Raw genomic sequence first — 25479 nt, 5'->3', positions numbered from 1 at the left:
TTCCCGGTGGTGCGCCCGTGCACGAGGGACGGAGCGTGAGGGACCCCTATGAACGACGAGATGGGCCGCCCTGCGCGGCGACCGCGCTTCCATGTGGGGGTCGTGCCCCGCGGCGACCGCTTCCCCAAGAGGCGTACGGACTGGTGGCGCCCGGCGGCCGTGGTGGCCGCGCTCCTGCTCGTGGCCTTCGTGATCGTGCCGGTCGGGGTCTCGGGGATCAACCGGCTGGGCTGCATCCCGGGCACCTGGCCCACGGGCTCCGTGTGGCGGCAGGGCGGCGAGTGCGTGGGCGTCAGCGACAGCGCGTACGACTTCTCCCGGCCCGAGCTGAGCGGCGTCATGAAGGTCATCGGGCGGCAGAACAGGGCCGCGCGGGACGGGAGTTGCAAGGAGGACCGGCCGGCCGTGAAGATCGGCGCCCTGGTCACCGCGCGCTCGGCCGAGGTCGGCGACGGCATGGCGCAGCAGCTCGAGGGCATCGCCGCCGCACAGGCCCGGTCCAACGGGGAGGGCTGCACGCGGCCGGTGCGCCTCCTGGTGGGGCAGGCGGGCAGCCGGGGGCAGGCCGCACCTGCGGTGGCGCGGCGCCTCGCCGACGAGGGGGCGGTCGCCGTGGTCGGCATGGGGCTCTCGCAGATGTGGACCGTCGAGGCGGCCGGAGTGCTGAGCGCGAGGAAGGTCCCCATGGTGGGCGCGGTCATGACCGGTGAGGGCTTCGACCGGACGGGCTCGCACAAGGACCGGCCCGACTTCGCCGGGTGCCGCAATGCGGAGGAGTACCGGCACGGCATCGGCGGGAACTGGTTCTACCGGGTCGCGTACCGCAACAAGGTGCAGATCGACAGCATCGCCCGGCAGGCGCCGGACCAGAGCAGGTTCGACTTCATCGTCACGCCGGACGACGACAGGGACCCCTATACCTGTACGACGCTGCCGCTGCTGGACCGGAAGTCCGGGCGCGAGGTGCCGAAGGTGCGCTTCGACTCCGCGGACGAGGGCACCGTCCAGGAGACCGTGAAGCGCATCTGCGACACGGAGAAGCACCGGGTGAACGTCTTCTACGCGGCTCGCGCGCATGAGATGTCGGACTTCCTCGCCGAGCTGGGCAAGAAGGCCGACGGCGAGCTCTGCGACGCGCACGTGGTCACCGTCGTCAGCACCTCCGACGCGGCGCGCATCCGCGCGGGCAAGGGCGGCGGCAGGAGCGACCCGGGGCTGCGCTCGAAAGCCTTCACGGAGGGCCGGATCCAGCTCCTGTACCCGCCGCTGGCCGACCCCGGCATCGCCTCGACGGTGGACGCGGATTCCTTGAAGCAGCTCACGGGGTGGTTCGACGGCAACGCGTTCCCCAGGACCGATCTCAACAGCGGCTGGGCCGTCAACGGCTTCGACGCCATGACCACCGCGGCCCAGGCGGTCAACCACCTGACCATCCGGAAGACCGCGGTGACCGGGCCCCAAGTGAACACCAGGATCGGCGCCTTCACCGCCGGCGACCCCGTACAGGGCGCGGGCGGAAAGATCACCTTCGACGGCGACGGCAACCGGGCCGACGCGGCTCCCACGGTGGTCCAGCTCTGCCCGCCGCACGGCAACGCGCCGCCGCGTACCGCCGAGGTGCAGCGTGGGCGGAATGTGTGCGGGGTGCCCAGGGGTCGGTGATGCTCCGGCGCCGCCCTCGTGCGCGGGCCTGTCCTCGGTCCTCGTACGAGGGCCCGGCTCTCGTACGCTCAGGCCGTGGTCAGCTCCGCGCGGCCGAAGAGGTGGCAGTAGCCCTCGGGGAGTGCGGCGATGATGCGGGCGGTCAGGTCCTCGCCCGCCTGGCGGGCCACCGGGTCGAGCACGGCGCTGACGTCCCAGCGCGCGGTGGCGCGGGTGGCGCGGTGCAGCCGGGCCGCCACCGTGTCCACGAAGCGTGCGGCGCCGGGCGCATGTGGCGCGGGCGGCTGCTGGGCGACGATGAGCGTCGCCTGCTCGGGCAGCCGCTGTGCGAGGTCGAAGCGGTCCTCGCCCGTCACATGCGGGCCCAGGGCCGTGAGCACGGTGTGCAGTACGCGTTCCGCCTCGCGCTCGGAGGTGTACTGCCCCAGGAACTGCACCTGTTGGACGAGATCCTGCCAGCGCATGTCGGGCCTCCTTGATCGCGGTTTCGCCGGGCGCCCGTAGGCCCTGCCTAACGGATCGGGCGGCGCGCGGACAAGGGGCGGCGGGGGGTGTGTCGGATGACCGGGCCGTACGGGGGAGGCGCGGGGAGCCGTCGTACGCAATGTGCCGGGCCCCCGCAGAGGTTCCGCGAGGGCCCGGCACATGACCGTTCGACTGCCTACGTGCTCACACCGAGACCGAGGTCTGCTCGTCCTCCTTCTCGCGCTGGCGCGGGGCCTGTGCGGAGGCGGGGCGCTGGAGGGATTCGCCCTCGATGTCCAGGTTGGGCAGGGCCCGGCCCAGCCAGCGCGGCAGCCACCAGGCGGCCTTGCCCAGCAGCGACATGACGGCCGGCACCAGCGTCATGCGCACCACGAACGCGTCGATCACGACGCCGATGGCGAGGGCGAAGCCGATGGACTTGATGATCGGGTCGTCCATCAGCACGAACCCGCCGAACACCGCGGTCATGATCAGCGCGGCGGCCGTGACCACCCGCCCGTTGTGACCGAGACCGCTGACCGTGGCCTCCTTGGGACTCTCGCCGTGCACGAAGTCCTCGCGCATGCGGGAGACCAGGAAGACCTCGTAATCCATCGCGAGGCCGAAGAGGATGCCGATCAGGAGGATCGGCAGGAAGCTGACCAGCGGTCCCGAGGAGTTCAGTCCGAACAGGTCGGCCAGGTGCCCCTGTTGGAACACGGCGACGGTGATGCCGAAGGTCGCGCCCACGGTCAGCAGGAAGCCCAGCGCCGCCTTGAGGGGGACGAGGATGGAGCGGAAGACCAGCATCAGCAGGAGTACGGAGAGGCCGACCACCAGGATCAGGTAGATCGGCAACGCGTCGGCGAGCTGCTCGGACACGTCGATGCCCAGCGCGGTCATGCCGGTCAGCGCCACGTCGGCGCCCTTGATGTCCGCCACCTTGTCGCGGATGTCGTGCACCGCGTCCTCGGTGCCCGCCGCGGTCGGCCCCTCCTTGGGGATGACGGCGAGCAGCGCGGTGGTGCCCTCCTTGTTCATCTGCGGCGCGGCGACGGCCAGTACGCCCTCGGTGCTCTGGATGCGGGCCGCCGCCTGCTTGGCCGCCGCGCCCGTCGAGCGCGCGTCGTCGCCCGAGACCACGGCCATGAGCCGGCCGTTGAAGCCCTCGCCGAAGCCCTCGCTGGTCAGGTCGTACGCCTTGCGCGCCGGCGAATCGGCCGCCGCGCTGCCCGCGTCGGGGAGCGCGAGCCGCATGTCCTGGGTGGGCAGCGCCACGGCGCCGAGCCCGATCACGCCGACGAGCAGAAGCGGGATGCGCAGCTTCAGCACCGCGCGGCCCCAGCGGAATCCGAGGGCCTCGCGGGGGCCCTTCGCCTGGGAGTTCTTGCCCGCCCCGTTCTCGGCTGCCGGGGCCTTGGCCGCCGAGCCCTTGCCTGCGGAGTCCGTGTCCGTGGAGTCCGCGTGCGTGGAGTCCGCTTCCGTACGGCCGTTTTCCGTACGGTCGCCGGCGCCGGCCCCCGTAAGGGAGGTGCCGCGCAGCTTTCGGGGCAGGACGCGGCGCCCGGCGAAGCCGAGGATCGCGGGAAGCAGGGTGAGAGCCACGAGCACGGCCACGGCGACGGTGGCCGCGGCCGCCAGGCCCATCACGGTGAGGAAGGGGATGCCGACCACGGCGAGCCCGGCGAGGGCGATCACCACGGTGGTGCCGGCGAAGACCACGGCGGAGCCGGCGGTGCCCGCCGCCCGGCCGGCCGCCTCCTCGCCCTCCATGCCGTCGAGGACGAAGGAGCGGTAGCGGGAGGTGATGAAGAGCGAGTAGTCGATGCCGACGGCGAGGCCGAGCATCAGGGCCAGGATCGGTGCGGTGGAGGTGAGTTCGACGGTGCTGCTCAGCGCGTACAGGCCCGCCATGCCCGCACCGACGCCTATCAGCGCGTTCAGCAGGGTCATCCCTGCGGCCACCAGCGAGCCGAAGGTGAGGACCAGGACCACGGCGGCCACCAGCACGCCGAGTCCCTCGGTGGATCCGACCTCCACCTTGTTGGTCATCACCTCGCCGCCGTGCTCGACCCGCAGGCCCTTCGCGTCGGCCCCGGCCTGCTCGAAGTCCTTGCGCTGCGCGTCGGATATCTCCTGTGCGCCCTGCTTGAACTGGACCTGGACCAGCGCGTAACGGCCGTCAGGGGATATGGACTTGGTCTTGAAGGGGTCCATCACGGCCGTCACGCCGTCGACGCCAGCGGCCTCCTTGACCACGGGCGCGACCTGCGGCGGGGTGAGCTTCTTCCCCTTGGGCGCGGCGATGACGATGCTGCCCGTGCCCCCGCTGGCCTGCGGGAAGTCCTTCTTCAGCGAGTCCATGGCCTGTTGGGACTCGGTGCCGGGCATCTCGAACTTGTCGGTGGTCGGGCCGCTGAAGGCGGCGGCAGCGCCGCCCAGCAGGGCGAGCAGCAGCAGCCAGAGCGCGACGACGCGCCCGCGGCGGCGGAAGGAGAACCGGCCGAGCCGGTACAGCAAGGTCGCCATGGCAGAAGGTGTCTCTCCGTTGACGTTCAGCGGGGGGTTGTGTGCGGGCCTGCTCCGGTGGGTCTTTCGGTGGGTCTTCCGGGGGTACGGCCCAGCGCCAGCAGGGCGCTGCGGATCATCTGGGCGCGCAGCGTCTCGTCGGGCACGCGCACGTCGCTGGCGGCGGTGATGAACACCCCGCCGATCACCATCCAGGCGGCCACCCGGTCCTCGTCCGCCTCCGAGCGCCCCGCCAGCGCCGAGAGCAACTGCTCCGTGGAGTCCGGGATGCCGGACAGCGCGGGATTGCAGAGCATTTCGGGCAGGTCGCTGAACAGGAGCTGCAACTCGCGCCGGTAGCGCAGCGCGAGGTCGACGAAGCCGTCGACGGCCGTCTCGGCCGCCTGGGCCCCCGTCAGCCCGTCCAGCCGGCCGTCGAGTTCGGCGAGCCCCTGGCCCGCGGGGGTCAGCAGCTCGGTGAGCAGCGCGTCCTTGTTGGCGAAGTGGTACAGCAACGAGGCCTTCGAGCAGCCCACTTCGGACGCGATGTCGTGCAGCGAGGTGCCGCGGTAGCCGTGGGTGGCGAACAGCGTGAGCGCCGCCTCCAGGATGTTCCCGCGCAAGGCGGAAGCTGTGCGTCCCATGGGGCCACCGTAGCTGTCCGATCGGTCAGAACTGACCGATCGGACAGCTTGGCGTGTGTGATCTCCTGCACATGGGGGAGGGGTGGGTGGTCGCGTGTGGGCTCGGCCTTGGGGTGCCTGGCCTGGGGTGGGGGCGCGGTGGGGGTGTCAACTGGCCGGTGGTGTGCGGGAGTTGGCGTTCGCGAAGGGGGATTCCTTCGGGGTGCTGGTCGTGTCGGCTTGCGGTCGTGTCGGGTTGCGCTCGGTTCGGCTTGCGCGGGCTTCAGCTTGCGCTGGGTTCGGCTCGGCTCGGCGGGGTCGGTGGGATGTCGGCGAGCTTGGCGACTCAGCGGCTCGGCGGCTCAGTGACCCGGCGAACTCGGCTGCTCAGTGGCTCGGCGATTCAGTGGCTCAGCGGGCTCGGCGGCGGTCCGATGGCGCCTGCAATTCCTCCGTGGCCTCGCGGAACGCCGAGGCGGCGTGGGCGAAGTAGTCGAAGAGGAGCTCGACTTGCTCCGGTGAGTAGCGCTCCAGGACGGCCGCTATCTTGCGGCGGGCCGGGGCGACCACCTCGTCGATGTCCAGGAGGACCGCAAGGCCGTGGCCGGCACGGTCGCCTCGCTCCTGGAGGCGTGGGGACGCCACGACGCGGATGCGTATGGGGAGGTGTTCACGGAGGACGCCACCTATGTGACCTATGTGGGCACGCGCTATCAGGGCCGCCGGGACATCGCCGAGAGCCACCGGATCCTGTTCGCCAAGTACCTCAAGGGGACCCGTCTCGCCGGCGAGATCCTCGACATCCGTTTCCCCGCCGCTGACACCGCGGTGGTCACCAGCCGCGGCGACACGTATAAGCGCGCGCGGCCCAAGAAGCTGTCCAAGGTGCAGACGTACACCCTGATAAGGGAGCAGGGCGGCCGCTGGCGCATAGCCGCCTTCCAGAACACCAAGCGCAAGGCCCTGATGGAGGCCGTCTCCTTCAGGGCGGCGCCGGGGCTGATACCGGGCGGGCACGCCTGAGCGCCGACCGGCGCCGCCCGGTGTGCCTCAACTTCCGTGCCGTGGAGGTCGATTCGCCTGTGTCCACGCGCGTTGAACGCGCTTCGTCCCCTCACTACGCTCCCTTCCGGAAACGGGTGGGAAGGGAGCTGGAGTGACGACGGATTCCGGGAGCGCGTGGGACATGCGGGCGCGGCTCGCGCTGGCCGGGTACGGGGTGGACGAGGACCTCGCCGATGCCCGGCTGGCCGAGGTCGCGCGGCACTGCGCGGAGAGCGGCCAGGACCCCGAGGCGGCGTTCGGCGCCCCGGCCGACTTCGCGGTGACGATCGCCGCCGAGTACGGCCCCGAGCCCGCGCGCGCCGAGCACCTGTCCAGGGCGCTGCGGCACACCGGAATCCTGGGAGCGCTGCTCGCGGGCGCCGGCTGGCTGCACGCGGGGTGGATGACCCCGGTGCATACGGCGGGACTCGCGGGGACGGCGCTGTTCCTGGGCGCGGCCGCGGGGGTGCAGGGCGTGGACTTCCTGCGGGTGCACGGCAGGCCGCGCGCCGCGGGGTGGGCGGTCGGCGGTGTGGCGGTCACGGTGGTGCTGGCGGCCGTGGCGTACACCGGACCACTGCCGCGCGGCGAGCTGTTCGGCGCCCCCTCGCCGCTGCTGGTCGCCCTCGGGGTCGCGCTGCTGGTGTGGGGCTGGCGCCGGGAGGAGCGGGCGGCCCCGCCGCGACCGGCCTCCGATGACGAGCGGTGGCTGCGCGATCTGGCAGGGCTGCTGGAGGGGCGGTACGGCCTGTCCCGGCAGCGGGCCCGCGAGGTGACCGCCGAGACGGCCGCGCGCCTGACCGAGCCGGGGGCCACGGCGCGGCAGGAGTTCGGACCGGTCGAGGAGCACGCGCACCGGCTGGCCGAGCACGAGCCCGCGCGCCCGCCGTGGTGGTGGCGCGCGAGCACCCTGCGCTGGGTGCGCCCGCCGCTCCTGGCGCTGCTCCTGGTCGTCAACGTCGCGGAGGGCGGCCGGTGGTGGCTCAGCGCCGCCTTGCTGCTGGTCCTGGCCCTGGACCTGTGGTCGGGCTTCAGGAGGGGGCCGGCACGGGAGGAGTGAGGGTGTGCCGGGAGGCCGGGCGCTGCCCGAGTGCGCGCCGGGAAGTTCCGGGGCCCCTCAGCCGTCCTGCCGTTCCCGGTACAGATCGCGGAGGAGGGCGATCTCGGCGGCGTGGTGGAGGAGTTCCTGGTTGACCCACCAGACGATGGTGAGGAAGAGGTCGTCCCGGTCGCTGCCGTACGGGAGCGTGCACAGGCCCACGGTGTCGAGCCCCGCGTCGTCCACGCCGGTCAGCGTCGCGCGCCAGGCCGCGGCCCCCGAGTCGAGAGCGGCGATCGCCCCCTCGGCCGTGCCGCTCTGCACGTACTGCTCGCGGGTCATCGCGCGGGTGCCCGAGGTGTGGTCGGCGCGCAGGGTGAGCATTTCGGCGAGGTGACTCAGCCGCCACGCGAGGGTGGTGAAGGGCGGCGGCCACGGGTGCGGGTTGGACGCCGCGTCGCGGCCCCATTCGCCGGCGCCGTCCAGGCGTTCCGCGCGCGGTCCGGGGCCGTCGGCGTGGCGGCGTACGGACCAGCATCCTGGCACCGGTTCCCACAGGAGCTCGGCGTCGGTGAGGGGGAGGACCTTCACCTGCGTACCGTTGCCGCTGTCCATGGCGGGCCCCGCCAGGCGGTCCCGGAGACGGCCGTAGGCGTAGTCGAACTGTTCCAGCAGCGGGACCAGTCGGGGCGGCAGGCCCTCCGTCGTCCGGCCCTCCGTCGTCTGCTCGGCACCCATGCGGCTCTCCTGCTCTCCTGCGGTCGTGGGGCGGATGCGGTGGTGCGGTGCGGGCGTGACGGCGCTCGCGGAAGCCGCACTCTGCCACAGCGCGCGCCCCTGCGCCGCTCGATATCCCGCCGCTGTTCCACCGCTGAGCCACCGTTGTGCCACCGCTGTCCCGCCGCTCGCGGACGGCCAAGATCCGCCAGGAGGGGGCAGGTTGGCGCGGAATGCCCAGCTCAGCCCGCGTAGGCGAGGTGCTGCTGCAGGGCCGCGGCCAGCCGGTGGGCGTCGGTGAGGGTGCCGGTGCCGTCCGGCTTCTCCAGCCAGCCGCGCCCGTGCAGGGGGAGGTTGGCGGGCGGGCAGTACAGCGGGTTCTGCACCTCGACCGCGGCCCAGGGCGCGACCCGGGCCAGCTCGTCCGAGCCGTGCTGCGTCACCAGCCACCAGGCGCGGTCGCTCTCGGCGTGCGAGAGCACGGGGCCGAGCGCCGCCTCGTCGGGCAGGGAGCGCATGAGCTCGATGGAAGTGAGCGTGCCCAGTTCGGCCACGGCCCAGGTGCGGCCGCCGGGGATGGGCGCCAGCTCGCCGCGCGTCCAGGTGGTGTGCGTGGTGGTGGGCGAGGGGGAGCAGTGCGCCAGCCAGGCTGTGCCGGGGTGCGCGGCGAGCCAGGCGGTGCCGGTGCCGGTCGTCGTCATGACTCCACCGCCGGGCCGGCCGGGAGGGGCAAGGTTTCTTCTCGGCCGGGGAGCGCGTGCGGCACCGCCGGCGGCACCGTGGCCGAGGGCAGCGTGGCCCACACCAGATCGCCGCGGGTGTAGCGGGAGGGCGCCGTACCGCCGCGCTCGGCCAGCGCGCCGACCAGCAGCAGGCCGCGCCCGCGCTCGTCTTCGGCCGTCGGTACGCGCGGGAGCGGGCGCGTGGACGTCGTCTGGTCGTCGTGCACTTCGAGGTGTACGCGGTCGTCCGCGACGGCGGCGCAACAGTGCACGCGGTCACTGTCCGTGTGGCACAGCGCGTTGGTGACGAGCTCGGAGACGACCAGCAGCGCGTCGTCGCGCGGCTCCTGCGCGACGCGGCAGCGGCGCAGCAGATCGCCCAGCAGATGCCGGGCCTCGCGCACGCTGGCACCGGTGCCGCCGGGCAGGTTCCACCAGCGCAGCGTGTAGGAGTCTCCTGCGTACGGGAGTTGGGGCGGCAGGCAGGCGGGGACGAGGGGGCCGGCTCCGTCGCGGCCGCGGCCGTCGCGGAGCGGGGTGGCGTACAGGGCGGCGTGGGGCCGGCCGCGGGTTCCGTTCGACGGCGGCGCGGCCCGTTCGGGGTCCGTGAGGGGGATCACCTTCGCCACTATGAGTACCCGAGCGCTCACTCGCAACTATCTCGCTGAAAATTTCAGATCGAACGTGTCTTCCTGTTGCCATCACCCAACTGCCGCCGCCAGCATGGCCGATGACGCAACATCAGGAGGTAGTCGTGAGCGAGGCGCGCTCGCCGTCCGGCAGCACCGCCACGGTGCTGCGCATGATCCTCGGCAAGAGGCTGAAGGTGCTGCGCGAAGAGGCCGGACTGTCCGAGAAGGACGCGGCGGGACTGCTGCACGTCAACTTCCTCACCGTGCGGCGGATGGAGCGGGCCGAGACGGCCTTCAAGATCCCCTACATCGCCGCGCTGCTGGACGCCTACGGCGTCGGTGCCCAGGAGAAGAAGGAGTTCCTGGAGCTGGCCGAGCAGTCCAACCGGCCCGGCTGGTGGCACAGGTTCAAGGAGGTGCTGCCCGACTGGTTCACCGCGTACGTGAACCTGGAGAGCGACGCCACGACGCTCCGCGTCTATGAACCGACCTATGTCACCGGCCTGTTGCAGACCCGCGGCTATGCCCGCGCCCTGCTGCGTACCGGTTTCCCGCACGACGACGAGGAGACGCTGGAGCACCGCGTCGACCTGCGGCTGCAGCGGCAGTCCCTGCTGGAGAAGCCCGATGCCCCGACGCTCTGGGTTGTCATGAGCGAGGCCGCGCTGCGCACCCAGGTGGGCGGCAAGGAGGTCATGCGCGAGCAGATGGACCACCTGCTGGAGACGACCTCCCGGCTGCGCAACGTCAGCGTCGACGTGGTGCCGTTCAGCGCGGGTCCGCACTCCGGCGCCTTCGGTCCCTTCACCTACTTCCGGTTCGAGGCAGTCGAACTCCCCGACGTGGTCTACCTGGAGTCCGCCGTCGGCGGCGTCTACTACGAGCAGCGCGCCGACGTGGAGGGGCACCTGGAGGCACACAACGAGATGTCCCTGCTGACCAGCACAGCGACCAGCGAGAACCTCCTGGTCACCACCCGCAAGGAGCTGTACGAATGATCACCTCTGAAGTCCGGGCCGTCCCCGACGCGGCCGGAACGCTGGGCAAGGAGGGCTGGGGCTGCCCCTGGAGCGGCCCCACCGGCGGACAGTGCGTGGAGGCCAAGCGGCTTCCCGACCAGCGCATCGCCCTCCGGCACTCCCGCGACCCCGAGGGCCCTGCCCTCATCTACACCCCGGCCGAGATGGAGGCCTTCATCCGCGGCTGCCAGGCCGGCACCGCCGACTACCTCCTGGGCTGAGCACCGCTCTCGCCCCGCCCGGGCGGGCCGGGCCCCCGCCCGTCCCGGGCCCCGTACGCCACGTCAGCAAGGGAATTGGGATGACCGACAACGCCGCCAGGCCGCTGGACACCAGCAAGCCGCACTCGGCCCGCATGTACGACTACTACCTGGGCGGCAAGGACAACTACGCCGCGGACGCGACGGCCGCCGGGCGTGTGGCTGAGGTCTATCCCGGAATCTTCGACTGCGCCCGCGAGAACCGCGCCTTCATGCACCGCGCCACCCGCGTCCTCGCCCGCGACCACGGCATCCGGCAGTGGCTGGACATCGGCACCGGCATCCCCACCGAGCCCAACCTGCACCAGGTGGCGCAGGAGATCGTGCCGGAGGCGCGGGTCGTGTACGCGGACAACGACCCGCTCGTGCTGCGGCACGCCGAGCGCCTGATGCGCAGCACCACCGAGGGGCGCACCGCGTACATCGAGGCCGACGTCAACGACCCCGAATCGATCCTCACCTCGCCCGGCCTGGCCGAGGTGCTGGACCTCAGCAAGCCGGTCGCGCTGTCCATGAACGCGCTGATGCACTTCGTGACCGACGCGCAGGACCCGTACGGGCTGGTCGGGCGGTATCTCGACGCGCTCGCGCCGGGCAGCGCGCTCGCCCTCTCGCACTGCACCCCGGACTTCGACAAGGAGACCTGGCAGGGCGTCACCGACATCTACAACACCTCGGGCACGCCGGTGCAGTTCCGTACGCGTGCCGAGGTCACCCGCTTCTTCGACGGTCTCGAACTGCTCGCGCCCGGCGTCGTGGTGGGCCACCGCTGGCGCCCGGACGGCACGGAGCCGGAGGCGGAGGAGCTGAGCGACGCCCAGATCAGCCTGTGGGCGGGCATCGGCCTCAAGTCCTGAGCGCCGCGCTTCGGCCCTCACCGCACCGGCGGGAACAGCGGACAGCCGACCGACCCCGGCCCAGGCCCTCGGGACCGGGGTCTCGACCGGCGGCCTCCTTTCGCCCAAGATGTGGCGTCATGACCGCCTACGCCATAGCGCACTTCGGGCAAGCGACGCCGCACCGCGACCTGATCGAGTACGTCGAACGCATCCAGTCCACCCTCGACCCCTACGAGGGCCGCTTCCTGGTGCACGGCGGGCGGAGGGAAGCGGTCGAGGGCACGTGGCCCGGTGACGTCGTGATGATCCGGTTCCCCGACATGGAGACGGCCCGCGCCTGGTACGGCTCGCCCGCGTACCAGGAGCTGATCCCGCTGCGCACCCCGCACCTGAGCGGCGACATCGTCCTCGTCGAGGGCGTGCCCGAGGGGTACGACCCGGCCGCGAAGGCGGAGTTCTTCCGCGCGGCGCTGGAGGGCGGCGGCCAGGGCTGAGGGATACGCGGGGTGCGCGGGCGCGCGCAGCGCAGCTTGCGCATAACCCCGGCAGTGCGGGCTCGGCCGTCGAGGTGCCCAGGACCAGCAGGAACTCCTTCTTGAACCACGACGAAGAACCGACCCCTGCATAGGTTGCGCCTATGTTTTCGCCGCCCCGCGGGTGGAGCGGTCGCCTCCGTTCCGGCGCTTGGCACGATCCCATCGAATGATGGCCTTCATGCCATGGCCTCTCCGCGGCCGCGCGGACAGGCTGAGCGCATGGACGCACACTTCGATGTCGTGGTGCTGGGCGCCGGGCCCGGCGGGTACGTCGCCGCCGTACGGGCCGCCCAGCTCGGGCTGCGTACGGCGGTCGTGGAGGAGCGCTACTGGGGCGGGGTCTGCCTCAACGTCGGCTGCATCCCCACCAAGGCGCTGCTGCGCAACGCCGAACTCGCGCACCTGGTGAGCACCGAGGCGGAGACCTTCGGCATGCGGATCGACGGCGACGGCACGGTGGGGTTCGACTACGGGGTCGCGTACGACCGCAGCCGCAAGGTCGCCGACGGCCGGGCCAGGGGCGTGCGCTTCCTGATGAAGAAGAACGGGATCACGGAGCTGCACGGCCGCGGCACCTTCCTCGACGCGCACACGCTGCGGGTTGAGGGGGAGGGCGTCGAGGGCGGGGACGGCGTGCGGACGATCACCTTCGGGCACTGCGTCCTCGCCACCGGCGCCACCGCCAAGGTGCTGCCCGGCACCCGTCTCGGGCCGCGCGTGGTCACGTACGAGGAGCAGATACTCTCCCGCGAACTGCCGGAGAGCATCGTGATCGCGGGTGCGGGCGCCATCGGCGTCGAGTTCGCGTACGTGCTGCGCAGCTACGGGGTGAAGGTGACCCTCGTGGAGTTCCTGGACCGCATGGTGCCGGCCGAGGACGCCGAGGTCTCGCGCGAACTGGCCCGCCAGTACCGCAGATTGGGCATCGAGGTGCTGACCTCGACGGCGGTGGAGAGCATCGACGACTCGGGCGAACGGGTGCGGGTCACCGTTCGCAAAGGCGACGAGCGGCGCGTGCTGGAGACCGACAAGGTGCTCCAGGCCACGGGCTTCCAGCCCCGGGTGGAGGGCTACGGTCTGGAGAACACCGGTGTGCGCCTGACTGCGCGCGGCGCGGTCGAGGTGGACGGCCGCTGCCGCACGAACGTGCCGCACCTCTTCGCCATCGGCGACGTCACAGGGAAGCTGATGCTCGCGCACACCGCCGAGGCCATGGGCATGATCGCCGCGGAGACGATCGGCGGCGCCGAGACGATGGAGCTGGACTACCGGATGATCCCGCGCGCGACGTACTGCCGCCCGCAGATCGCCTCCTTCGGCCTCACCGAGGAGCAGGCGCGGGAGGAGGGCTTCGACGTACGGGTGGCGAAGTTCCCCTTCATGGCCAACGGCAAGGCGCACGGCCTCGGCGAGACCGCGGGCTTCGCGAAGGTGATCTGCGATGCGCGGTACGGCGAACTGCTCGGCGCGCATCTGATCGGCCCCGACGTCACGGAGCTGCTGCCCGAGCTCACCGCGGCCCAGCAGTGGGACCTCACGGTGCACGAGCTCGCGCGGAACGTGCACGCACACCCCACCCTCGGCGAGGCGGTCAAGGATGCCCTGCACGAACTGGCCGGCCACCCGGTCAACTTGTGAGGGCGCCGGCGGGGAGGGCGCTGACCAGGGGAATGCCGGCTGCGAGTGCGTTGTCAGTGGCGGCGCCTACGGTGGTCTCATGCATCGTGTGGCAGTGCTCGCACTGGAAGGGGTCTATCCCTTCGAACTCGGCATCCCGCAGCGCGTCTTCGGCGTCACCCCGGAGCGCTACGAGGTGGCGACCTGCAGCGTGGACGGGGGCCCGGTGCGCACCGACGGCGACTTCGCCCTGTCGGTCGCGCACGGACCCGAACTGCTGGGCAGCGCCGACACGGTGGTGATACCGCCGTACGACCTGAGGCTCGCCACCGGGGAGGCGCCGCCCGAGATGACCGGCGCGCTCGCCCGGATACGCCCGGGCACGCGGCTCGTGTCGATCTGCACCGGCGCCTTCCTGCTGGCGGCCGCCGGCCTGCTGGACGGGCGCCGGGCCACCACGCACTGGGAGCTGGTTCCCGCGTTCCGGCGGATGTTCCCCGCCGTGCGGCTCGACCCCGACGTGCTGTTCGTCGACGAGGGCGACATCCTCACCTCGGCGGGCGCCGCGTCCGGAGTGGACGTCTGCCTGCACATCGTGCGCAAGGACCACGGCAGCGAGATCGCCAACAGGGTGGCCAGGCGCTGCGTCACACCGCCGTGGCGCGAGGGCGGCCAGGCGCAGTACATAGAGCATCCCGTGCCGGATCCCGCCGCGCCCAGCACCGCCGCCACCCGCCAGTGGGTGCTGGAGAATCTGCACCTCCCGCTGACCCTGACCGCCATGTCGGAGCACGCGCGGATGAGCCTGCGCACCTTCGCCCGCCGCTTCCAGGAGGAGGTCGGCGTGAGCCCGGGCCGCTGGCTGATACAGCAACGGCTCGTGCTGGCACGGCACCTGCTGGAGACCAGCGACCTGTCGGTCGACGAGGTGGCGGCCCGCTCCGGCTTCGCCACGGCCACGTCACTGCGCCAGCACTTGCAGGCTGCGCTGGGGACGTCGCCGCTGCGCTACCGGAGGACGTTCCGTGCGGAAGCGGGGGTGGAGGCGGGGGCGGAGGTGTGAGGGGTCCTCAGTCCTGCGCGTTCCCGGCGCCTCCGCCCAGGTCGCGGCGCATGCCCGCGATGAGGTCGGCGATGCCCATCTGGTGGAGCTGCTCGCCGGCGCCCTCGGCGCGGTAACCGGCCAGCAGGACGCTCGCCGCGCGCTCCGGCTGCTGCCAGCGCGCGTCGGTGGGCATCCGCGCGGCGGCCTCGGCCAGCGGCAGCCCGGCGGCGGCCGAGTCGGCGGCGTAGGAGTGGAGCTTCTCCAGGTAGGCCAGCAGGTCGGCGACCTCGGTGCGGCCGACGACCGGGCCGTGGCCCGGCACGAAGGTGTGCGCGCCGGTGTCCAGCAGCGTGCGCAGCGCCTGCAGCCAGCCGGTGAGCGGGTGCCCCCAACTGATCGGGTGGTCCTCGAAGAAGAGCACATCGCCGCCGAACACCACGCCCGCGTCCGGCACATGCAGCACCGTGTCGCCCGCGGTGTGCGCGGGGCCGACCTGGATCAGCTCGGTGTCGCGGCCGCCGACGGCCAGTTCGGTGCGCCCGGTGTAGGTCGTGTCGGGGCGCCGCGGCCCCTCGTCCGGCAGGCCCGTGGTGTCCACCCAGCCCATGTGCTCGCGGAAGTAGGCGGCACCGGAGCCGGCCGCCGAGCCCTCCTGCTCGGCCGCCTCGCCCGCGCCCATGACCGCGCGCAGACCCGCCGGGGTCACCTCGTGCGACAGCTCCTCGGCCGTCGCGGCCGAGGCCACGATGCGGGTGTCCTCACCGAGCGCCCAGGAGCCCCAGGTGTGGTCCGCGTTGCCGTGGCTGTAGACGGCAGCCTCCAGCCGCGGGGTGTGCGCGTGCGCCGCCTCCACCAGTTCCCGGCCCTGGGCCAGGGTCATCCGCGTGTCGAACAGCAGACCCGCGCCCCCGTCCCCGGCGACCAGCCCCGCGTTGCTCCAGCCCCAGCCCCCGCGGCCGGCCAGGTAGGCCCATACGCCCGGTGCGATCTGCCGTTCCTGCACGTGTCTTCCCCTGTTTTCGCTGTTGAGCCGAGTGGTCCGAAGCGCCACCGTACGAGGCCGAGGAGGCGCCCCGCGCGCCGGGGTCGGGGGAACCGCGCGCGTGTTCCTGCACGTCGCCCCCTGTGACCACAGTGATCGACGGCGTGTGCGGCATGCCGGAACGGGAGCACGGCGCGGCATGACGTACGAGGCGGAGACGGGCGACGGCGGCGCGGGCGGCCACGGGAGAGGTGGCCACGGGAGAGGTGGCCACGGCGGAGACCACGGGGGAGAGGGCGGCACGGCCCGCGGCGGCCGTGGGGACGGCGGCGCCGGGGCCCGACAGCGCGGCGTGTTGCGCACCTTCCGCACCGCCCTGGCCACCCTCGCCCGCAACCGCCGTCCGCTGTGCGGGCAGACCCTGCGCATCACCGGGCTCGGCGCGCTGGGCGGAGTGCTGCTGACCGGGGCGGCGTTCGCCATCGCCTGGCCGTACTTCACCGAGATGTGGGACGGCGCGCTGGAGGCTCAGGCCTACGACGGGGACTCGTACTACCCCGAGACCCAGGGCGCGCTGAACGTCATGGCGGCCACGCTGCCCTTCCTCCTCCTGCTCGGCGCGCTGTGCTGCGCCGCGCTCCAGACCGTCCACTCGCGCGCCCTCGACGGCGCGTCGCCGCTGGGCGGACGCGCGTTCTGGCGCCGCGAGCGGGCCCGGGTGGGGTCCGCGTTCGGGGTGTACGTGCTGCGCGGCATCCTCGTCTGGGCCGTGGTGGCGGCCGGCATCCTGACGCAGGAGATCCTCACCACCACCAAGTACCAGGCGCCCACGATCATCCCGCCCCACACGCTCGGCTCCACCGTCGTGAAGTTCGGGGCACCGCTGCTGGCCATGTGCGTGGCGCTGCTCCTGCGCCTCGGCTTCTCGCTCGCCCCGGCAGCGGCGGTGGCCGACGGCCTCAACCCCCTTGCGGCGCTGGGCCGTTCGTGGTCGCTGGTGTGGCGCGGCGGGGCGTGGCCGCGCACGGCCGCCGTCACGCTGCCGGCCGGCCTGCTGGTCGTGGGGGTGTACGTGGCGGTGCAGTACGCCGCAGGCCCGCTGCACAACGTGGTGGCCTCCGCGTTCCTCGCGCACATCACGGAGATCCAGTACGTCGCGTACGCCGCGGCCGTCCTCACCCCCGTCGCCGTGGCCACCCTGGCCTCCGGCGCCCTGACGCTGCCTTTCGCGCACACCGTGCTCGCCGCGCGATACGCGGCGCTCAGCGGCCGAGAGGTAGAAGGCCGCCGCGCCACCTGAGGCTCGCGGCCTCGCCGCCCCGCCCCCACTCCGTACGCCAACCCCCGGACGGGAGCCGGAAGATCACCTAGCCTGAGCCGGGACCGGGGTCGGGACCGGGACCGGGACCAGGGCTGGGTGTCCGGCGGACTCGTGGAGAGTGGAGAGGTGAGATGGGCAGCGAGGGCTGGTTCTTCGAGGACTACGAGGACGGGACGGCGTACGAGTACGAGGAGACCGTGACGCTCGGCGAGGCCGACATCATCGGCTTCGCCGAGCGGTTCGACCCGCAGTACTTCCACACCGACCCGGAGGCCGCGGAGGAGGGGCCGTTCGGCGGGCTGAGCGCGAGCGGCTGGCACACCGCGGGGCTGATGATGCGGCTGCTCGCCCGCAACTTCCTCTCCTCCGCATCCAGCCTCGGCAGCCCCGGCGTGGACGAACTGCGCTGGCACCGCCCCGTGCGCGCGGGCGACGTGCTCCACCTGCGCGTGACCGTCACGGACAAGCGCCTCTCCCGCTCCGACCCCACCCGCGGCATCATGCGCAGCAACGTCGAACTCCTCGGTCAGGACAACGCGCCGGTCCTGACCATGACCGCGATCAACTTCCTGCGCACGCGCCCGTGAGCGTCAGCCCGGCAGGAGCTCCGGCGGGTGCTCGCGCAGGAGCTGGGCGAGGACGTCGAACTCGTTGAACAGGGTCCAGTCCTCGGTGATCAGCCCCTGCGACACGTAGAGCTGGGACATCCCCCACAGGTGCACGCGCCGCCCGGTGGGCCTGCCGTACAGGGCGTGGCCGTGGTGCGTGCCCACCGCGCTCCAGCGCACCGAGACGCGGTAGCCGTCGGCCTCGTTGCCCATCCAGTAGACCTCGTCGACCTGGTGGCCGAGGTCGGGGAAGGTCGCCAGCAGGGCCCGCGCCATGCCCCGTACGTCGGCGCGGCCGTAGCCGGTGCGGTTGGTGGCGCCGTACCAGCGGACGTTGCGGGCGTAGGCGCGGTCGATCGCGCTGAGGTCGCGGCGGTTGTAGGTGTCGTGGAAGAGGGCGCGCACCATGTGCTCCACCGCGGGCCGCGAGCCGTCGGGCGCGGGGTAGGGAAGCGGCTTGCGGCCTCCCGAGAGCCGGTCGACGTCGCCGAGCTGACGGTCGCTCAGCGGGCTGGGGCCGCCCGCGTTGCCGTAGGCGCGGGCCGCCTCGCGTACGTCGATGCCGAGCTGTTCGAGCTTCGCCGCGGTGTTGTAGAGGACCCACTCCTCGGTGATCTCGTTCTCGATCACCTCGCAGTTGGCCATCACCCAGGTGCGCAGCGGCTTCCCGGTCGCCGGGCCCCACTGCCAGTCGCCGGTGTGGGTGCCGATGTTCTGGGCGCGGTGCGAGGTGACGAAGCCGTCCCGGTCGTCGCCGGCCCAGATGACCTCGTCCGCGTAGTGCCGGCAGTCGGGGAAGGCGTGGATGTTGGCGAGCGTGCCGGTGACCAGCGGCTCCACGCCGACCTTGAGGCCGCTGTCGTCGTGCAGGCGGCAGCCGGGCGCGTAGGTGTCGTAGACGTAGCCGACGTCCTGGTCCTCCCAGATGCGGTGGGTGATCCGCACGATGTAGTCGACGATGTCGCTGTACTCGTCCTCGAACCCGCGCATGGAGTGCCGCCGCTGCCCCACGGGGTAGCCCGGCGCGTCGGCGCCGTTGCCCGGCCGCAGGGAGATGCTGTAGTCGGGCGGCATGTGGCGCCGGGCTGCACGGTCCGTACGGTCGGCGGCCATGGGCACGGCGGCGGAGGAGGTGCCCGAACCGGCCGGTACGGCATCGGAGTTCGCCGCCGGCTGCGGCACGGCGGGTATGGAGGAGGGGGCGGCGCCGTTCTCGCCCGGCTCGGCGGGCTCGTTGCGGTCAGTGCCGATGCGGGGGCTCATACGGTCTTCCCTTCGTGCAGCGCTTCGCGGCGCAGGGTGGCGGTCGCGCCGTGCGCGGCCATGCCCTCGTAGGCGGAGATGCTCTCGACGGCCGGGGCCAGTTGCCCGGTGCCCTCGCGGGTCACCCGCTGGTAGGTCAGCGGCTTGAGGAAGCGGGAGACGGAGAGGCCCGCGCTGTGCCGGGCGCCGCCGGCGGTGGGCAGGACGTGGTTGGTGCCCGCCATGCCCTTGTCGGAGTAGGCGACGGTCGACCAGGGGCCGAGGAAGACCGAACCGTAGTTGTGCAGGCCGTCGAGGTACGCGTCGTCGTCCCCGGTCTGGATCTCCAGGTGCTCCGGCGCCAGGTCGTCCATCAGCTCGATGGCGGTCTCCCGGTCGGCGGCCCAGGTCACCGACCCGTAGTCGCGCCAGGCAGGGCCCGCGATGTCCCGGGTGGCGAGGGTCTCCAACTGCCGCTCCACCTCGGCGATCACGGCCTCGCCGAGCTCGGCCGAGGTGGTGACCAGGGCAGCGGGCGACTCGGTGCCGTGCTCGGCCTGCCCCAGCAGGTCGGCGGCGACCAGCCGCGGGTCGGCCGCCTCGTCCGCGAGCACCGCCACCTCCGAGGGCCCGGCGGGCAGGTCGATGGCCACCCTTCCGTAGAGCTGCCGCTTCGCCTCGGCCACGTACGCGTTCCCGGCGCCGACCAGCATGTCCACCGGGCGCTCGCCCAGCAGCCCGAAGGCCATGGCCGCGAGCGCCTGGACGCCGCCGAGCACATAGGCCCGGTCGGCGCCGGAGAGGTGGGCGGCGTAGAGCACCGCGGGGTCGGCCCGTCCCTCACGGCCCGGCGGGGTGCAGGCGAGGACGGTGGGGACGCCGGCCGCCTTGGCGACGCCGACCGTCATGAAGGCGCCGGCGAGCAGCGGGAACCGTCCGGCGGGGAGGTAGGCGCCGACCCGCTGGACCGGCACGTACCGCTGGCCCGCCACCAGCCCCGGCGCCAACTCGGCCTCGAAGTCGACCAGATGGGCGCGCTGGCGCCCGGCGAAGTCGGCGGTCCTGGCCTGCCCGAGCTCCAGCGCCGTGCGCACGTCGTGGGGCAGGTCGTCACCGCTGCGGGCGAGGGCGGCGGAACCGATCTCGACGGTGTCGTGCTGCCAGCCGTCCAGGTCCTTCGCATAGCGCAGCACGGCGTCCATGCCGTCGCGTTCGATCGTGGAGAGCATCTCGGAGACGCGGGTGGCGACGGCCGGGTCGCTCTGCGCCGCGGGGGAGACGGGCGGTTCCTTGAGGAAGCGGTACGAGCCGTCGAGCTCCGCGAGACGGGAGGGGGTGAATCGCATGCCGGTCACGCTAGAAGCGCCCCCAGTACAGGACAACCCTGACCTATCCCGCACGGTTCATAGGGTGACCCTTGAGCTCGGGGCGTACGCCACGGCATGCGGACGGCCACTACGTACGGGCGGCCGCCGCGTACGCACGGGCCGCCACCGCGTACGCAAGTGACGTGCTGCGGCGCGGAGTTGAGCCCGGGCCCGGGGAACAGGGGCTCGGGAAACGGGGCGGAAGGTGTCAGGCGGACGGCGGGGCGTGGGTGCCGCGCTCCGCGAGCCGCGGCACGGAGACCACGCGGCGCCCGCCCCGCTTGCCCACGCTCACCGCGGGCGCGCCCGGGGCCTCCTCCGGCTGCTCCCCGCCCTCGATGCGCCCGACGAGCAGCCGCGCCGCTCCCGCCGCCATCTCCGTGAGGTCGTGCGAGACGGTGGTCAGGCGGAACGCCTCCCAGGAGGCCATCGGGATGTCGTCGAAACCGATGACGGTCAGGTCCTCGGGGACCCGCACCCCGGCGCCGAGCGCGGCGTTCAGCGCGCCGATGGCGATGGCGTCGCTGCCGCAGAAGAGCGCCGTGGGGCGGGGGCGCGCGGCCAGCACCTCGGGCAGCAGGCCGTGCCCCGTGGCGAATTCGAAGGGGCCGTGCCGCACCGCCTCCGCGCGCAGCGCCAGCCCGTGGTCGGCGAGCGCGAACCGGAAGCCCGTCTCGCGCTCCCGGCCCGTCGTGGTGTCCTCGGGACCGAAGATCGCGCCGATGTGCCGGTGCCCCAGGCCCGCGACCAGCTCGGCGGCCAGTTTTCCGCCGAGCGCGTTGTCGACGACGGCCGCGTCGCCCCCGCCGTCGCCGCTGTCGCGGTTGAGGAAGACGTACGGGAGGCCGCGCCGGGTGAGTTCGGCGGGCAGCATGGAGTCGATGGTGCTGGTCATCAGCACCACGCCGTCGAGCGAGCCGTCCAGCAGGCGCTCGGTGGCGACCTTCGCGTCGGAGCGCTCGGTGAACAGCGTCATCTGGTAGCCGCGCCGGTCGAGTTCGTCGTGGAGCGGGCCGACGAGGTGCGGGTAGAACGGGTTGGCCAGATCCGTGACGACGGTCCCGATCCGGCGGGTGCGCCGGGTCACCAGGGAGCGCCCCGCCTCGCTGGGCACGTAGCCCAGCGCCTGCACGGCCCGGTCCACCCGCTCCCGGGTGGCGGCTGAGACCCGCGGATCGCCGCGCAGCGCACGCGAGACGGTGGGCTGCGAGACGCCGGCGAGCCGGGCGACGTCGCGGCTGGTGATGCTCATCGGTTCAGGCTTCTGTTCCTTGTCGGCGGGTCTTCCCCGGCTGCGGGTTCTTCCCTGCCGGACGGGAGGCCCCTGTCCACGGCCCCGCCGCTCCGGCCGGCGTGCGCACTTGCCGGCAGTGCGCACCTTGCTGGGGCGCCCTGCTGGGAGTGCGCACCCTGTTGGCATACGCATCTTACGGCGGCCGGCCCGCGCTCCTCATCGTGCGCTCCACCACGGAGGGTTGACACCGCGCGCACCGCCGTAGCTAGTGTGCATACGTATGCAAACAGCGTTGCGAAGGAGGGCCGCTGTGCCTTCGGACCTCGCCGACGGCGTGCGCGTGGACGCCGCGGAACTGGAGCGGCGCACCGTGCGCCGCAGTGACTTCGTCTCCTGCAACCAGGCGTTCATCGACTGCCGTACGCCCGGTTCCGACCGCAAGGAGAACTACTCGATGATCGGGCCCGGCGTCTCGCAGAGCGCCGACCAGGTCGTCAACCTCCAACTGCCGCACGGCTTCAACGTGGGCGCAGCCGCCATGCCGCACGGCGTGGTCAACAATCTGCACCTGCACTTCACCGCCGAGGTCTTCCTCTGCTTCGGGGGCGAGTACCTGCTGCGCTGGGGAGCCGACGGCCAGGAAGGTGAACTGGCGCTGCGCGAGGGCGACATCGCCTCCATCCCGCCGTGGGTCTTCCGCGGGTTCACCAACACAGGACCCGACGACGGCTGGCTCTACACGGTGCTCGGCATGGACGAGACCGGCGGCATCATCTGGGGCCCCTCGGTCCTCAAGGAGGCGGAGGGCCACGGCCTGCACCTCACCGCTGACGGGCGGCTGGTGGACACCGTGGCCGGCGACCCGATGCCGGACGAGGCCGAACTGGTCCAGCCCATGCCGCAGCACCACATCGACGCGCTGCGCTCCTACACCCCCGAGCAGATGCGCCGCCGGGTCGCCGCGTGGGACGACCTGGCCTGGTCCGACCGCGCCCTGCTCGACCACGGGCTGCCGGGCGGCGGCGCCGAGTTGGCGCTGGTCATCGGCTACGGCATGACCGAGGACCTGCACCAGGAGCCGGTGGTCCACAACCCGCACGGGCACACCGTCGCGTGGCTGCGCGCGGCGCCGGGCCGGGGCGTGCTGCGCCACCGCACAGCGAACAACCAGGTGCTGATGGCCAAGGACGGGGAGTGGGAGGTCACGCTCAACGACGAGGACCCGGTGTCGGTGCGGCTGGGCCACCGCGACCTGCTGTCCGTACCGCCCGGCGCCTGGCGCACGCTGCGCAACGTCTCCGGCGAGCAGGCCACCCTGGTGGTCGTGAACAGCGGCGACGGCCGGGTACGCCAGGAGTGGGCTCCGGAGGTCGTACGGGCGGCGGCGGACGCCGGTACCGGGCTCGACCACAACGGCTACCTCGCCCCGTACGACCTCATCCCGCACCGCTCATGACGGGCCGCCGGACCGCGCCGCCCCACCGCGCGCCAGGGGAAGTGCCGGGGGAGCTGTCCTCGGAAGTGCCGGGAGAGCTCCCCGAGGAACCGCCCGGGGAGCTGCCCGTGGTGCTGGTGCCCGGGATGCTGTGCGACGGGTGGCTGTGGGACGGCGTCCGGGGCGCGTTCACGGCCCGCACCGTGGAGGTGATCCCGGACGCGCCCACCCTCGGCGGCATGGCCGAGCAGGTGCTGGACGCCGTGGACGGGCCGTTCGTGCTGGTGGGGCTGAGCCTCGGCGCGATCGTCGGCTTCGAGGTGTGCCGCAGGGCTCCCGAGCGGGCCGTCGCGCTGGCCGCCCTGTCCACCAACGCGGGCGCGCCGCGCGCGGAACAGCTCGCCGGGTGGCGGGAGTTGGACCGAACGACGGCGGAGGGCGGCTTCGCGCACGCCGTGGAGACGGTGCTGCCCGGCATGTTCCGCACCCCGGATCCGGGGCCTGAACGGGCGGAGGGCTTCCGGGAGATGGCCCGGCGCATCGGGCCCGACCGGTTCAGGGCGCAGCTCGCCGCGCAGGCCACCCGCGCCGATGCGCTGCCCGCGCTGGCCGCGTACCACGGTCCCGTGCTGGTGCTGTGCGGCGGGCGGGACGCGCTGTGCCCGCCTGCCTTCCACACCGCCATCGCGCGGGCCGCGCCGCACGCGCGGCTGCGACGGCTGCCCGGCGCGGGCCACCTGCTGCCGGTGGAGGAGCCGGAGGCGACGGCCTCGGTGCTGCGCGGCTGGCTGGAGTCGGCCGCAACGGGCGTGCCCCTCAGCTCGCCGGCAAAGACCGCAGACGGGGCCGCGGAGGGTACGGCGTCGCGGGCGGACGGCGAGGTCCGCGCCGCCGCCGAGTACGCGGGCGCGCCGCTCGCGGGGAACGAGAGGTCGGAGGAGACGGCATGACGGACGCGAACGCCCCAGGTGAGGGGCGGCTGCGCGGGCGTACGGCCCTGGTGACGGGCGGGGGCAGCGGCCTGGGGGCCGCGCTGGTGCGGGCGCTGGCCGACACCGGGGCGCGGGTGATCGCGGTGGGCCGCAACCAGGAGCACCTGGAGCACACCGCCGCTTCCCGGGAAGGCGCCGTGCGGATTGCGCGGTGCGATGTCGCGGACCCCGCCTCGGTGGAAGCGCTCACCCAAGAGCTCTCCGGGGAACGCGTGGACATCCTGGTCAACAACGCGGGTGTGCCGGGGCCCGTCGCCCCGCTCACCGACATCGGCCCCGAGGAGTGGGACGAGGTGTTCGCCGTGAACGTGCGCGGCGTCTATCTGACGTGCCGCGCCTTCCTGCCGGCGATGACCGCGCGCGGCGACGGGGACGTCCTCAACATCGCCTCGGTGTCCGGGAAACGGCCGCTGGCCCGCCGCACCCCGTACTGCGCCTCCAAGGCCGCGCTGCTCGGGCTCACCTCCTCGCTGGCCGCCGAGGCGGGGCCGATGGGCGTGCGGGTCAACTCGCTCTCGCCCGGCCCGGTCGACTCCGAGCGGATGCGGCGCAACTTCCGCATGGAGGCCGAACGCACCGGCGTGGACTACGCGGAGGCCGAGCGCGCCTTCGTCTCCCGGGCCCTGCTGGAGCGCATGGTCACCGAGGAGGAGGTCGCGGACGCGGCCGTACGCATGATCGGCATGAGCGGGCTGTGCGCGGCCGACCTGGACCTCTCGGCTGGGATGGTGGCCAAGTGAGCGGCGCGGAGCGGCCGGGACGCCGCCCCTCCCTCAAGGCGCGGGCCGCCGCGGGTGAACGGCTCACCGGCGTGCTGGTGCGCATGCCCGCGGAGGAACTGACCGAGATGGCCTGCGTCGCCGGCGCCGACTACGTCCTGCTGGACTGCGAGCACGGCCCGGCCGACGTGCTGGAGCTGCGGCGGCACATCGCGGCGGCCGAAGCGCACGGGGTCCCGCTGCTGGTACGCGTGGGCGAGGGCGACCCGCGGCTGGTGCTGCGGGCCCTCGACCACGGGGCGGCCGGCGTGGTCGTGCCGCACGTGGACGACGCGGCGCAGGCCGCGGCCGCGGTCCGCGCCGCGCACTACCCGCCGCGCGGGGACCGGGGGTTCGCCACCTACGGGAGGGCCGGCGGGTACGGCACCGTGCCGGCCGCCGAGCATCTGGCGGCGGCCGAGGACACCCTGGTCATCGTCATGGCGGAGTCGGTACGGGGATGCGAGCAGGCCGCAGGGGTGCTGGCCGTGGACGGCGTCGACGGCGTCCTGGTCGGCCCCGCCGACCTGGCGGTCTCCCTCGGTACGGAGCCTGGCGCCCGTGAGGTGCGCGAGGCCGCGGCGCGGGTGCACGAGGCGGCGCGGGCCGCCGGGCGGTTCCGGATGGACATCGTGGGCAGCCGGGAGGCGGCCGACGCCGCGTTCGCCGACGGCGCGCGGTTCGTCGTGCACAACCTGACGGCGCATCTGATGCGCCTGCTCACCGGGCTGACCGCGCCACCGCCCGGGGACGCCTGAGCGGGCGCCCGGCCACGCGCCGACGCCCCCGTGATGACAGAGCTCCCGTGACGG

26 protein-coding genes are annotated in these 25479 nt (G+C 73.0%); 15 read left to right on the top strand and 11 right to left on the bottom strand.

The window, feature by feature from the left end; genetic code table 11:
- Positions 1–48 precede the first annotated feature (48 nt).
- Positions 49–1662, top strand: a complete 1614-nt coding sequence (locus ABEE00_RS25270) for an ABC transporter substrate-binding protein (protein ID WP_345747955.1) — start codon at positions 49–51, stop codon at positions 1660–1662.
- Positions 1663–1730: 68 nt separating this feature from the next.
- On the opposite strand, the gene ABEE00_RS25265 is transcribed toward ABEE00_RS25270, so the two are convergent.
- From ABEE00_RS25265 to ABEE00_RS25250, 4 genes are all read right to left on the bottom strand, one after another.
- On the bottom strand, positions 1731–2126 hold the full coding sequence (locus ABEE00_RS25265; protein WP_345747954.1) for a DUF2267 domain-containing protein: 396 nt from the start codon (positions 2124–2126) through the stop codon (positions 1731–1733).
- Between the two features lie 205 nt (positions 2127–2331).
- A complete protein-coding gene (locus ABEE00_RS25260; RefSeq protein ID WP_345747953.1) occupies positions 2332–4656 on the bottom strand; it encodes an MMPL family transporter in 2325 nt (774 codons plus the stop codon).
- A 26-nt stretch (positions 4657–4682) separates the two neighbouring features.
- Positions 4683–5279 (bottom strand): TetR/AcrR family transcriptional regulator, encoded by a 597-nt coding sequence (locus ABEE00_RS25255; RefSeq protein ID WP_345747952.1) that lies wholly within the window; start codon positions 5277–5279, stop codon positions 4683–4685.
- A gap of 390 nt (positions 5280–5669) precedes the next feature.
- Positions 5670–5903 carry a hypothetical protein gene (locus tag ABEE00_RS25250; protein ID WP_345747968.1) on the bottom strand — a complete coding sequence of 78 codons (234 nt, stop codon included), beginning with the start codon at positions 5901–5903 and terminating at the stop codon, positions 5670–5672.
- On the opposite strand from ABEE00_RS25250, the gene ABEE00_RS25245 reads away from it, so the two are divergent.
- Positions 5859–6281 carry an SgcJ/EcaC family oxidoreductase gene (locus tag ABEE00_RS25245; RefSeq protein WP_345747951.1) on the top strand — a complete coding sequence of 141 codons (423 nt, stop codon included), beginning with the start codon at positions 5859–5861 and terminating at the stop codon, positions 6279–6281. The genes ABEE00_RS25250 and ABEE00_RS25245 overlap by 45 nt on opposite strands.
- A 133-nt stretch (positions 6282–6414) precedes the next feature.
- Positions 6415–7362 (top strand): hypothetical protein, encoded by a 948-nt coding sequence (locus ABEE00_RS25240; RefSeq protein ID WP_345747950.1) that lies wholly within the window; start codon positions 6415–6417, stop codon positions 7360–7362.
- Between the two features lie 57 nt (positions 7363–7419).
- On the opposite strand, the gene ABEE00_RS25235 is transcribed toward ABEE00_RS25240, so the two are convergent.
- The 3 genes from ABEE00_RS25235 to ABEE00_RS25225 form a co-directional block, all read right to left on the bottom strand.
- Entirely contained in the window at positions 7420–8079 is a 660-nt protein-coding gene (locus ABEE00_RS25235) for a DinB family protein (RefSeq protein WP_345747949.1), read from the bottom strand.
- 221 nt (positions 8080–8300) lie between these two features.
- A complete protein-coding gene (locus ABEE00_RS25230; RefSeq protein WP_345747948.1) occupies positions 8301–8759 on the bottom strand; it encodes a hypothetical protein in 459 nt (152 codons plus the stop codon).
- Complete coding sequence (locus tag ABEE00_RS25225; RefSeq protein WP_345747947.1) at positions 8756–9400, bottom strand: ATP-binding protein; 645 nt, start codon at positions 9398–9400, stop codon at positions 8756–8758. Before ABEE00_RS25225 ends, ABEE00_RS25230 begins: the two co-directional genes overlap by 4 nt.
- Positions 9401–9534: 134 nt before the next feature.
- On the opposite strand from ABEE00_RS25225, the gene ABEE00_RS25220 reads away from it, so the two are divergent.
- The 6 genes from ABEE00_RS25220 (at position 9535) to ABEE00_RS25195 (ending at position 14746) form a co-directional block, all read left to right on the top strand.
- Positions 9535–10410, top strand: a complete 876-nt coding sequence (locus ABEE00_RS25220) for a helix-turn-helix domain-containing protein (protein ID WP_345747946.1) — start codon at positions 9535–9537, stop codon at positions 10408–10410.
- Complete coding sequence (locus tag ABEE00_RS25215; RefSeq protein ID WP_345747945.1) at positions 10407–10652, top strand: DUF397 domain-containing protein; 246 nt, start codon at positions 10407–10409, stop codon at positions 10650–10652. The genes ABEE00_RS25220 and ABEE00_RS25215 overlap by 4 nt, the downstream gene beginning before the upstream one ends.
- An 80-nt stretch (positions 10653–10732) precedes the next feature.
- Positions 10733–11548, top strand: a complete 816-nt coding sequence (locus ABEE00_RS25210; protein ID WP_345747944.1) for an SAM-dependent methyltransferase — start codon at positions 10733–10735, stop codon at positions 11546–11548.
- Positions 11549–11667: 119 nt separating this feature from the next.
- Positions 11668–12024, top strand: coding sequence for a DUF1330 domain-containing protein (locus ABEE00_RS25205; protein ID WP_345747943.1), 357 nt, complete (start codon positions 11668–11670; stop codon positions 12022–12024).
- A gap of 261 nt (positions 12025–12285) precedes the next feature.
- Positions 12286–13704, top strand: a complete 1419-nt coding sequence (lpdA, locus tag ABEE00_RS25200) for a dihydrolipoyl dehydrogenase (protein WP_345747942.1) — start codon at positions 12286–12288, stop codon at positions 13702–13704.
- Between the two features lie 79 nt (positions 13705–13783).
- A complete protein-coding gene (locus tag ABEE00_RS25195) occupies positions 13784–14746 on the top strand; it encodes a GlxA family transcriptional regulator (protein ID WP_345747941.1) in 963 nt (320 codons plus the stop codon).
- 7 nt (positions 14747–14753) lie between these two features.
- Here ABEE00_RS25195 and ABEE00_RS25190 read toward each other — a convergent pair whose 3' ends face one another.
- Positions 14754–15731, bottom strand: coding sequence for an MBL fold metallo-hydrolase (locus ABEE00_RS25190; protein WP_345747940.1), 978 nt, complete (start codon positions 15729–15731; stop codon positions 14754–14756).
- 178 nt (positions 15732–15909) lie between these two features.
- Between ABEE00_RS25190 and ABEE00_RS25185 the strand changes: the two genes are divergently transcribed.
- Together ABEE00_RS25185 and ABEE00_RS25180 are read left to right on the top strand one after the other, a co-directional pair.
- Entirely contained in the window at positions 15910–17010 is a 1101-nt protein-coding gene (locus tag ABEE00_RS25185) for a hypothetical protein (protein WP_345747939.1), read from the top strand.
- Positions 17011–17162: 152 nt separating this feature from the next.
- A complete protein-coding gene (locus ABEE00_RS25180; RefSeq protein WP_345747938.1) occupies positions 17163–17618 on the top strand; it encodes a MaoC family dehydratase in 456 nt (151 codons plus the stop codon).
- Positions 17619–17621: 3 nt separating this feature from the next.
- Here the strand turns inward: ABEE00_RS25180 and ABEE00_RS25175 are convergent, their stop codons facing one another.
- The 3 genes from ABEE00_RS25175 to ABEE00_RS25165 form a co-directional block, all read right to left on the bottom strand.
- Positions 17622–18902, bottom strand: a complete 1281-nt coding sequence (locus ABEE00_RS25175) for an ester cyclase (RefSeq protein WP_345747937.1) — start codon at positions 18900–18902, stop codon at positions 17622–17624.
- Positions 18899–20227, bottom strand: coding sequence for a histidinol dehydrogenase (hisD, locus tag ABEE00_RS25170; RefSeq protein ID WP_345747936.1), 1329 nt, complete (start codon positions 20225–20227; stop codon positions 18899–18901). The genes ABEE00_RS25175 and hisD overlap by 4 nt, the downstream gene beginning before the upstream one ends.
- A 229-nt stretch (positions 20228–20456) precedes the next feature.
- A complete protein-coding gene (locus tag ABEE00_RS25165; RefSeq protein WP_345747935.1) occupies positions 20457–21500 on the bottom strand; it encodes a LacI family DNA-binding transcriptional regulator in 1044 nt (347 codons plus the stop codon).
- A 292-nt stretch (positions 21501–21792) separates the two neighbouring features.
- Here ABEE00_RS25165 and ABEE00_RS25160 point away from each other — a divergent pair, with 292 nt between their 5' ends.
- The 4 genes from ABEE00_RS25160 (at position 21793) to ABEE00_RS25145 (ending at position 25425) form a co-directional block, all read left to right on the top strand.
- Positions 21793–22938 (top strand): cupin domain-containing protein, encoded by a 1146-nt coding sequence (locus tag ABEE00_RS25160; RefSeq protein WP_345747934.1) that lies wholly within the window; start codon positions 21793–21795, stop codon positions 22936–22938.
- A 65-nt stretch (positions 22939–23003) separates the two neighbouring features.
- Positions 23004–23867: an alpha/beta fold hydrolase gene (locus tag ABEE00_RS25155; protein ID WP_345747933.1), complete on the top strand. Its 864-nt coding sequence runs from the start codon at positions 23004–23006 to the stop codon at positions 23865–23867.
- On the top strand, positions 23864–24649 hold the full coding sequence (locus tag ABEE00_RS25150) for an SDR family NAD(P)-dependent oxidoreductase (protein ID WP_345747932.1): 786 nt from the start codon (positions 23864–23866) through the stop codon (positions 24647–24649). Before ABEE00_RS25155 ends, ABEE00_RS25150 begins: the two co-directional genes overlap by 4 nt.
- Positions 24646–25425 (top strand): HpcH/HpaI aldolase family protein, encoded by a 780-nt coding sequence (locus ABEE00_RS25145; RefSeq protein ID WP_345747931.1) that lies wholly within the window; start codon positions 24646–24648, stop codon positions 25423–25425. Before ABEE00_RS25150 ends, ABEE00_RS25145 begins: the two co-directional genes overlap by 4 nt.
- Positions 25426–25479 lie beyond the last annotated feature (54 nt).

Origin of the sequence: Streptomyces odontomachicola (genome assembly GCF_039605595.1) — a bacterium.
Taxonomy (GTDB): Bacteria; Actinomycetota; Actinomycetes; order Streptomycetales; family Streptomycetaceae; genus Streptomyces.
The sequence above is the reverse complement of the archived record's forward strand: the minus strand, read 5'-3'. Positions and strand labels throughout refer to the sequence as shown.

What these genes read in the sequence shown, in the direction of transcription:
- ABEE00_RS25265 (WP_345747954.1), bottom strand. Translation starts at nt 2,126, where the DNA reads ATGCGCTGGCAGGATCTCGTCCAACAGGTGCAGTTCCTGGGGCAGTAC.
- ABEE00_RS25195 (WP_345747941.1), top strand. Translation starts at nt 13,784, where the DNA reads ATGCATCGTGTGGCAGTGCTCGCACTGGAAGGGGTCTATCCCTTCGAA.
- ABEE00_RS25235 (WP_345747949.1), bottom strand. Translation starts at nt 8,079, where the DNA reads ATGGGTGCCGAGCAGACGACGGAGGGCCGGACGACGGAGGGCCTGCCG.
- ABEE00_RS25230 (WP_345747948.1), bottom strand. Translation starts at nt 8,759, where the DNA reads ATGACGACGACCGGCACCGGCACCGCCTGGCTCGCCGCGCACCCCGGC.
- ABEE00_RS25180 (WP_345747938.1), top strand. Translation starts at nt 17,163, where the DNA reads ATGGGCAGCGAGGGCTGGTTCTTCGAGGACTACGAGGACGGGACGGCG.
- ABEE00_RS25175 (WP_345747937.1), bottom strand. Translation starts at nt 18,902, where the DNA reads ATGAGCCCCCGCATCGGCACTGACCGCAACGAGCCCGCCGAGCCGGGC.
- ABEE00_RS25165 (WP_345747935.1), bottom strand. Translation starts at nt 21,500, where the DNA reads ATGAGCATCACCAGCCGCGACGTCGCCCGGCTCGCCGGCGTCTCGCAG.
- ABEE00_RS25215 (WP_345747945.1), top strand. Translation starts at nt 10,407, where the DNA reads ATGATCACCTCTGAAGTCCGGGCCGTCCCCGACGCGGCCGGAACGCTG.
- lpdA (WP_345747942.1), top strand. Translation starts at nt 12,286, where the DNA reads ATGGACGCACACTTCGATGTCGTGGTGCTGGGCGCCGGGCCCGGCGGG.
- ABEE00_RS25270 (WP_345747955.1), top strand. Translation starts at nt 49, where the DNA reads ATGAACGACGAGATGGGCCGCCCTGCGCGGCGACCGCGCTTCCATGTG.
- ABEE00_RS25205 (WP_345747943.1), top strand. Translation starts at nt 11,668, where the DNA reads ATGACCGCCTACGCCATAGCGCACTTCGGGCAAGCGACGCCGCACCGC.
- ABEE00_RS25260 (WP_345747953.1), bottom strand. Translation starts at nt 4,656, where the DNA reads ATGGCGACCTTGCTGTACCGGCTCGGCCGGTTCTCCTTCCGCCGCCGC.
- hisD (WP_345747936.1), bottom strand. Translation starts at nt 20,227, where the DNA reads ATGCGATTCACCCCCTCCCGTCTCGCGGAGCTCGACGGCTCGTACCGC.
- ABEE00_RS25185 (WP_345747939.1), top strand. Translation starts at nt 15,910, where the DNA reads ATGACGTACGAGGCGGAGACGGGCGACGGCGGCGCGGGCGGCCACGGG.
- ABEE00_RS25210 (WP_345747944.1), top strand. Translation starts at nt 10,733, where the DNA reads ATGACCGACAACGCCGCCAGGCCGCTGGACACCAGCAAGCCGCACTCG.
- ABEE00_RS25150 (WP_345747932.1), top strand. Translation starts at nt 23,864, where the DNA reads ATGACGGACGCGAACGCCCCAGGTGAGGGGCGGCTGCGCGGGCGTACG.
- ABEE00_RS25255 (WP_345747952.1), bottom strand. Translation starts at nt 5,279, where the DNA reads ATGGGACGCACAGCTTCCGCCTTGCGCGGGAACATCCTGGAGGCGGCG.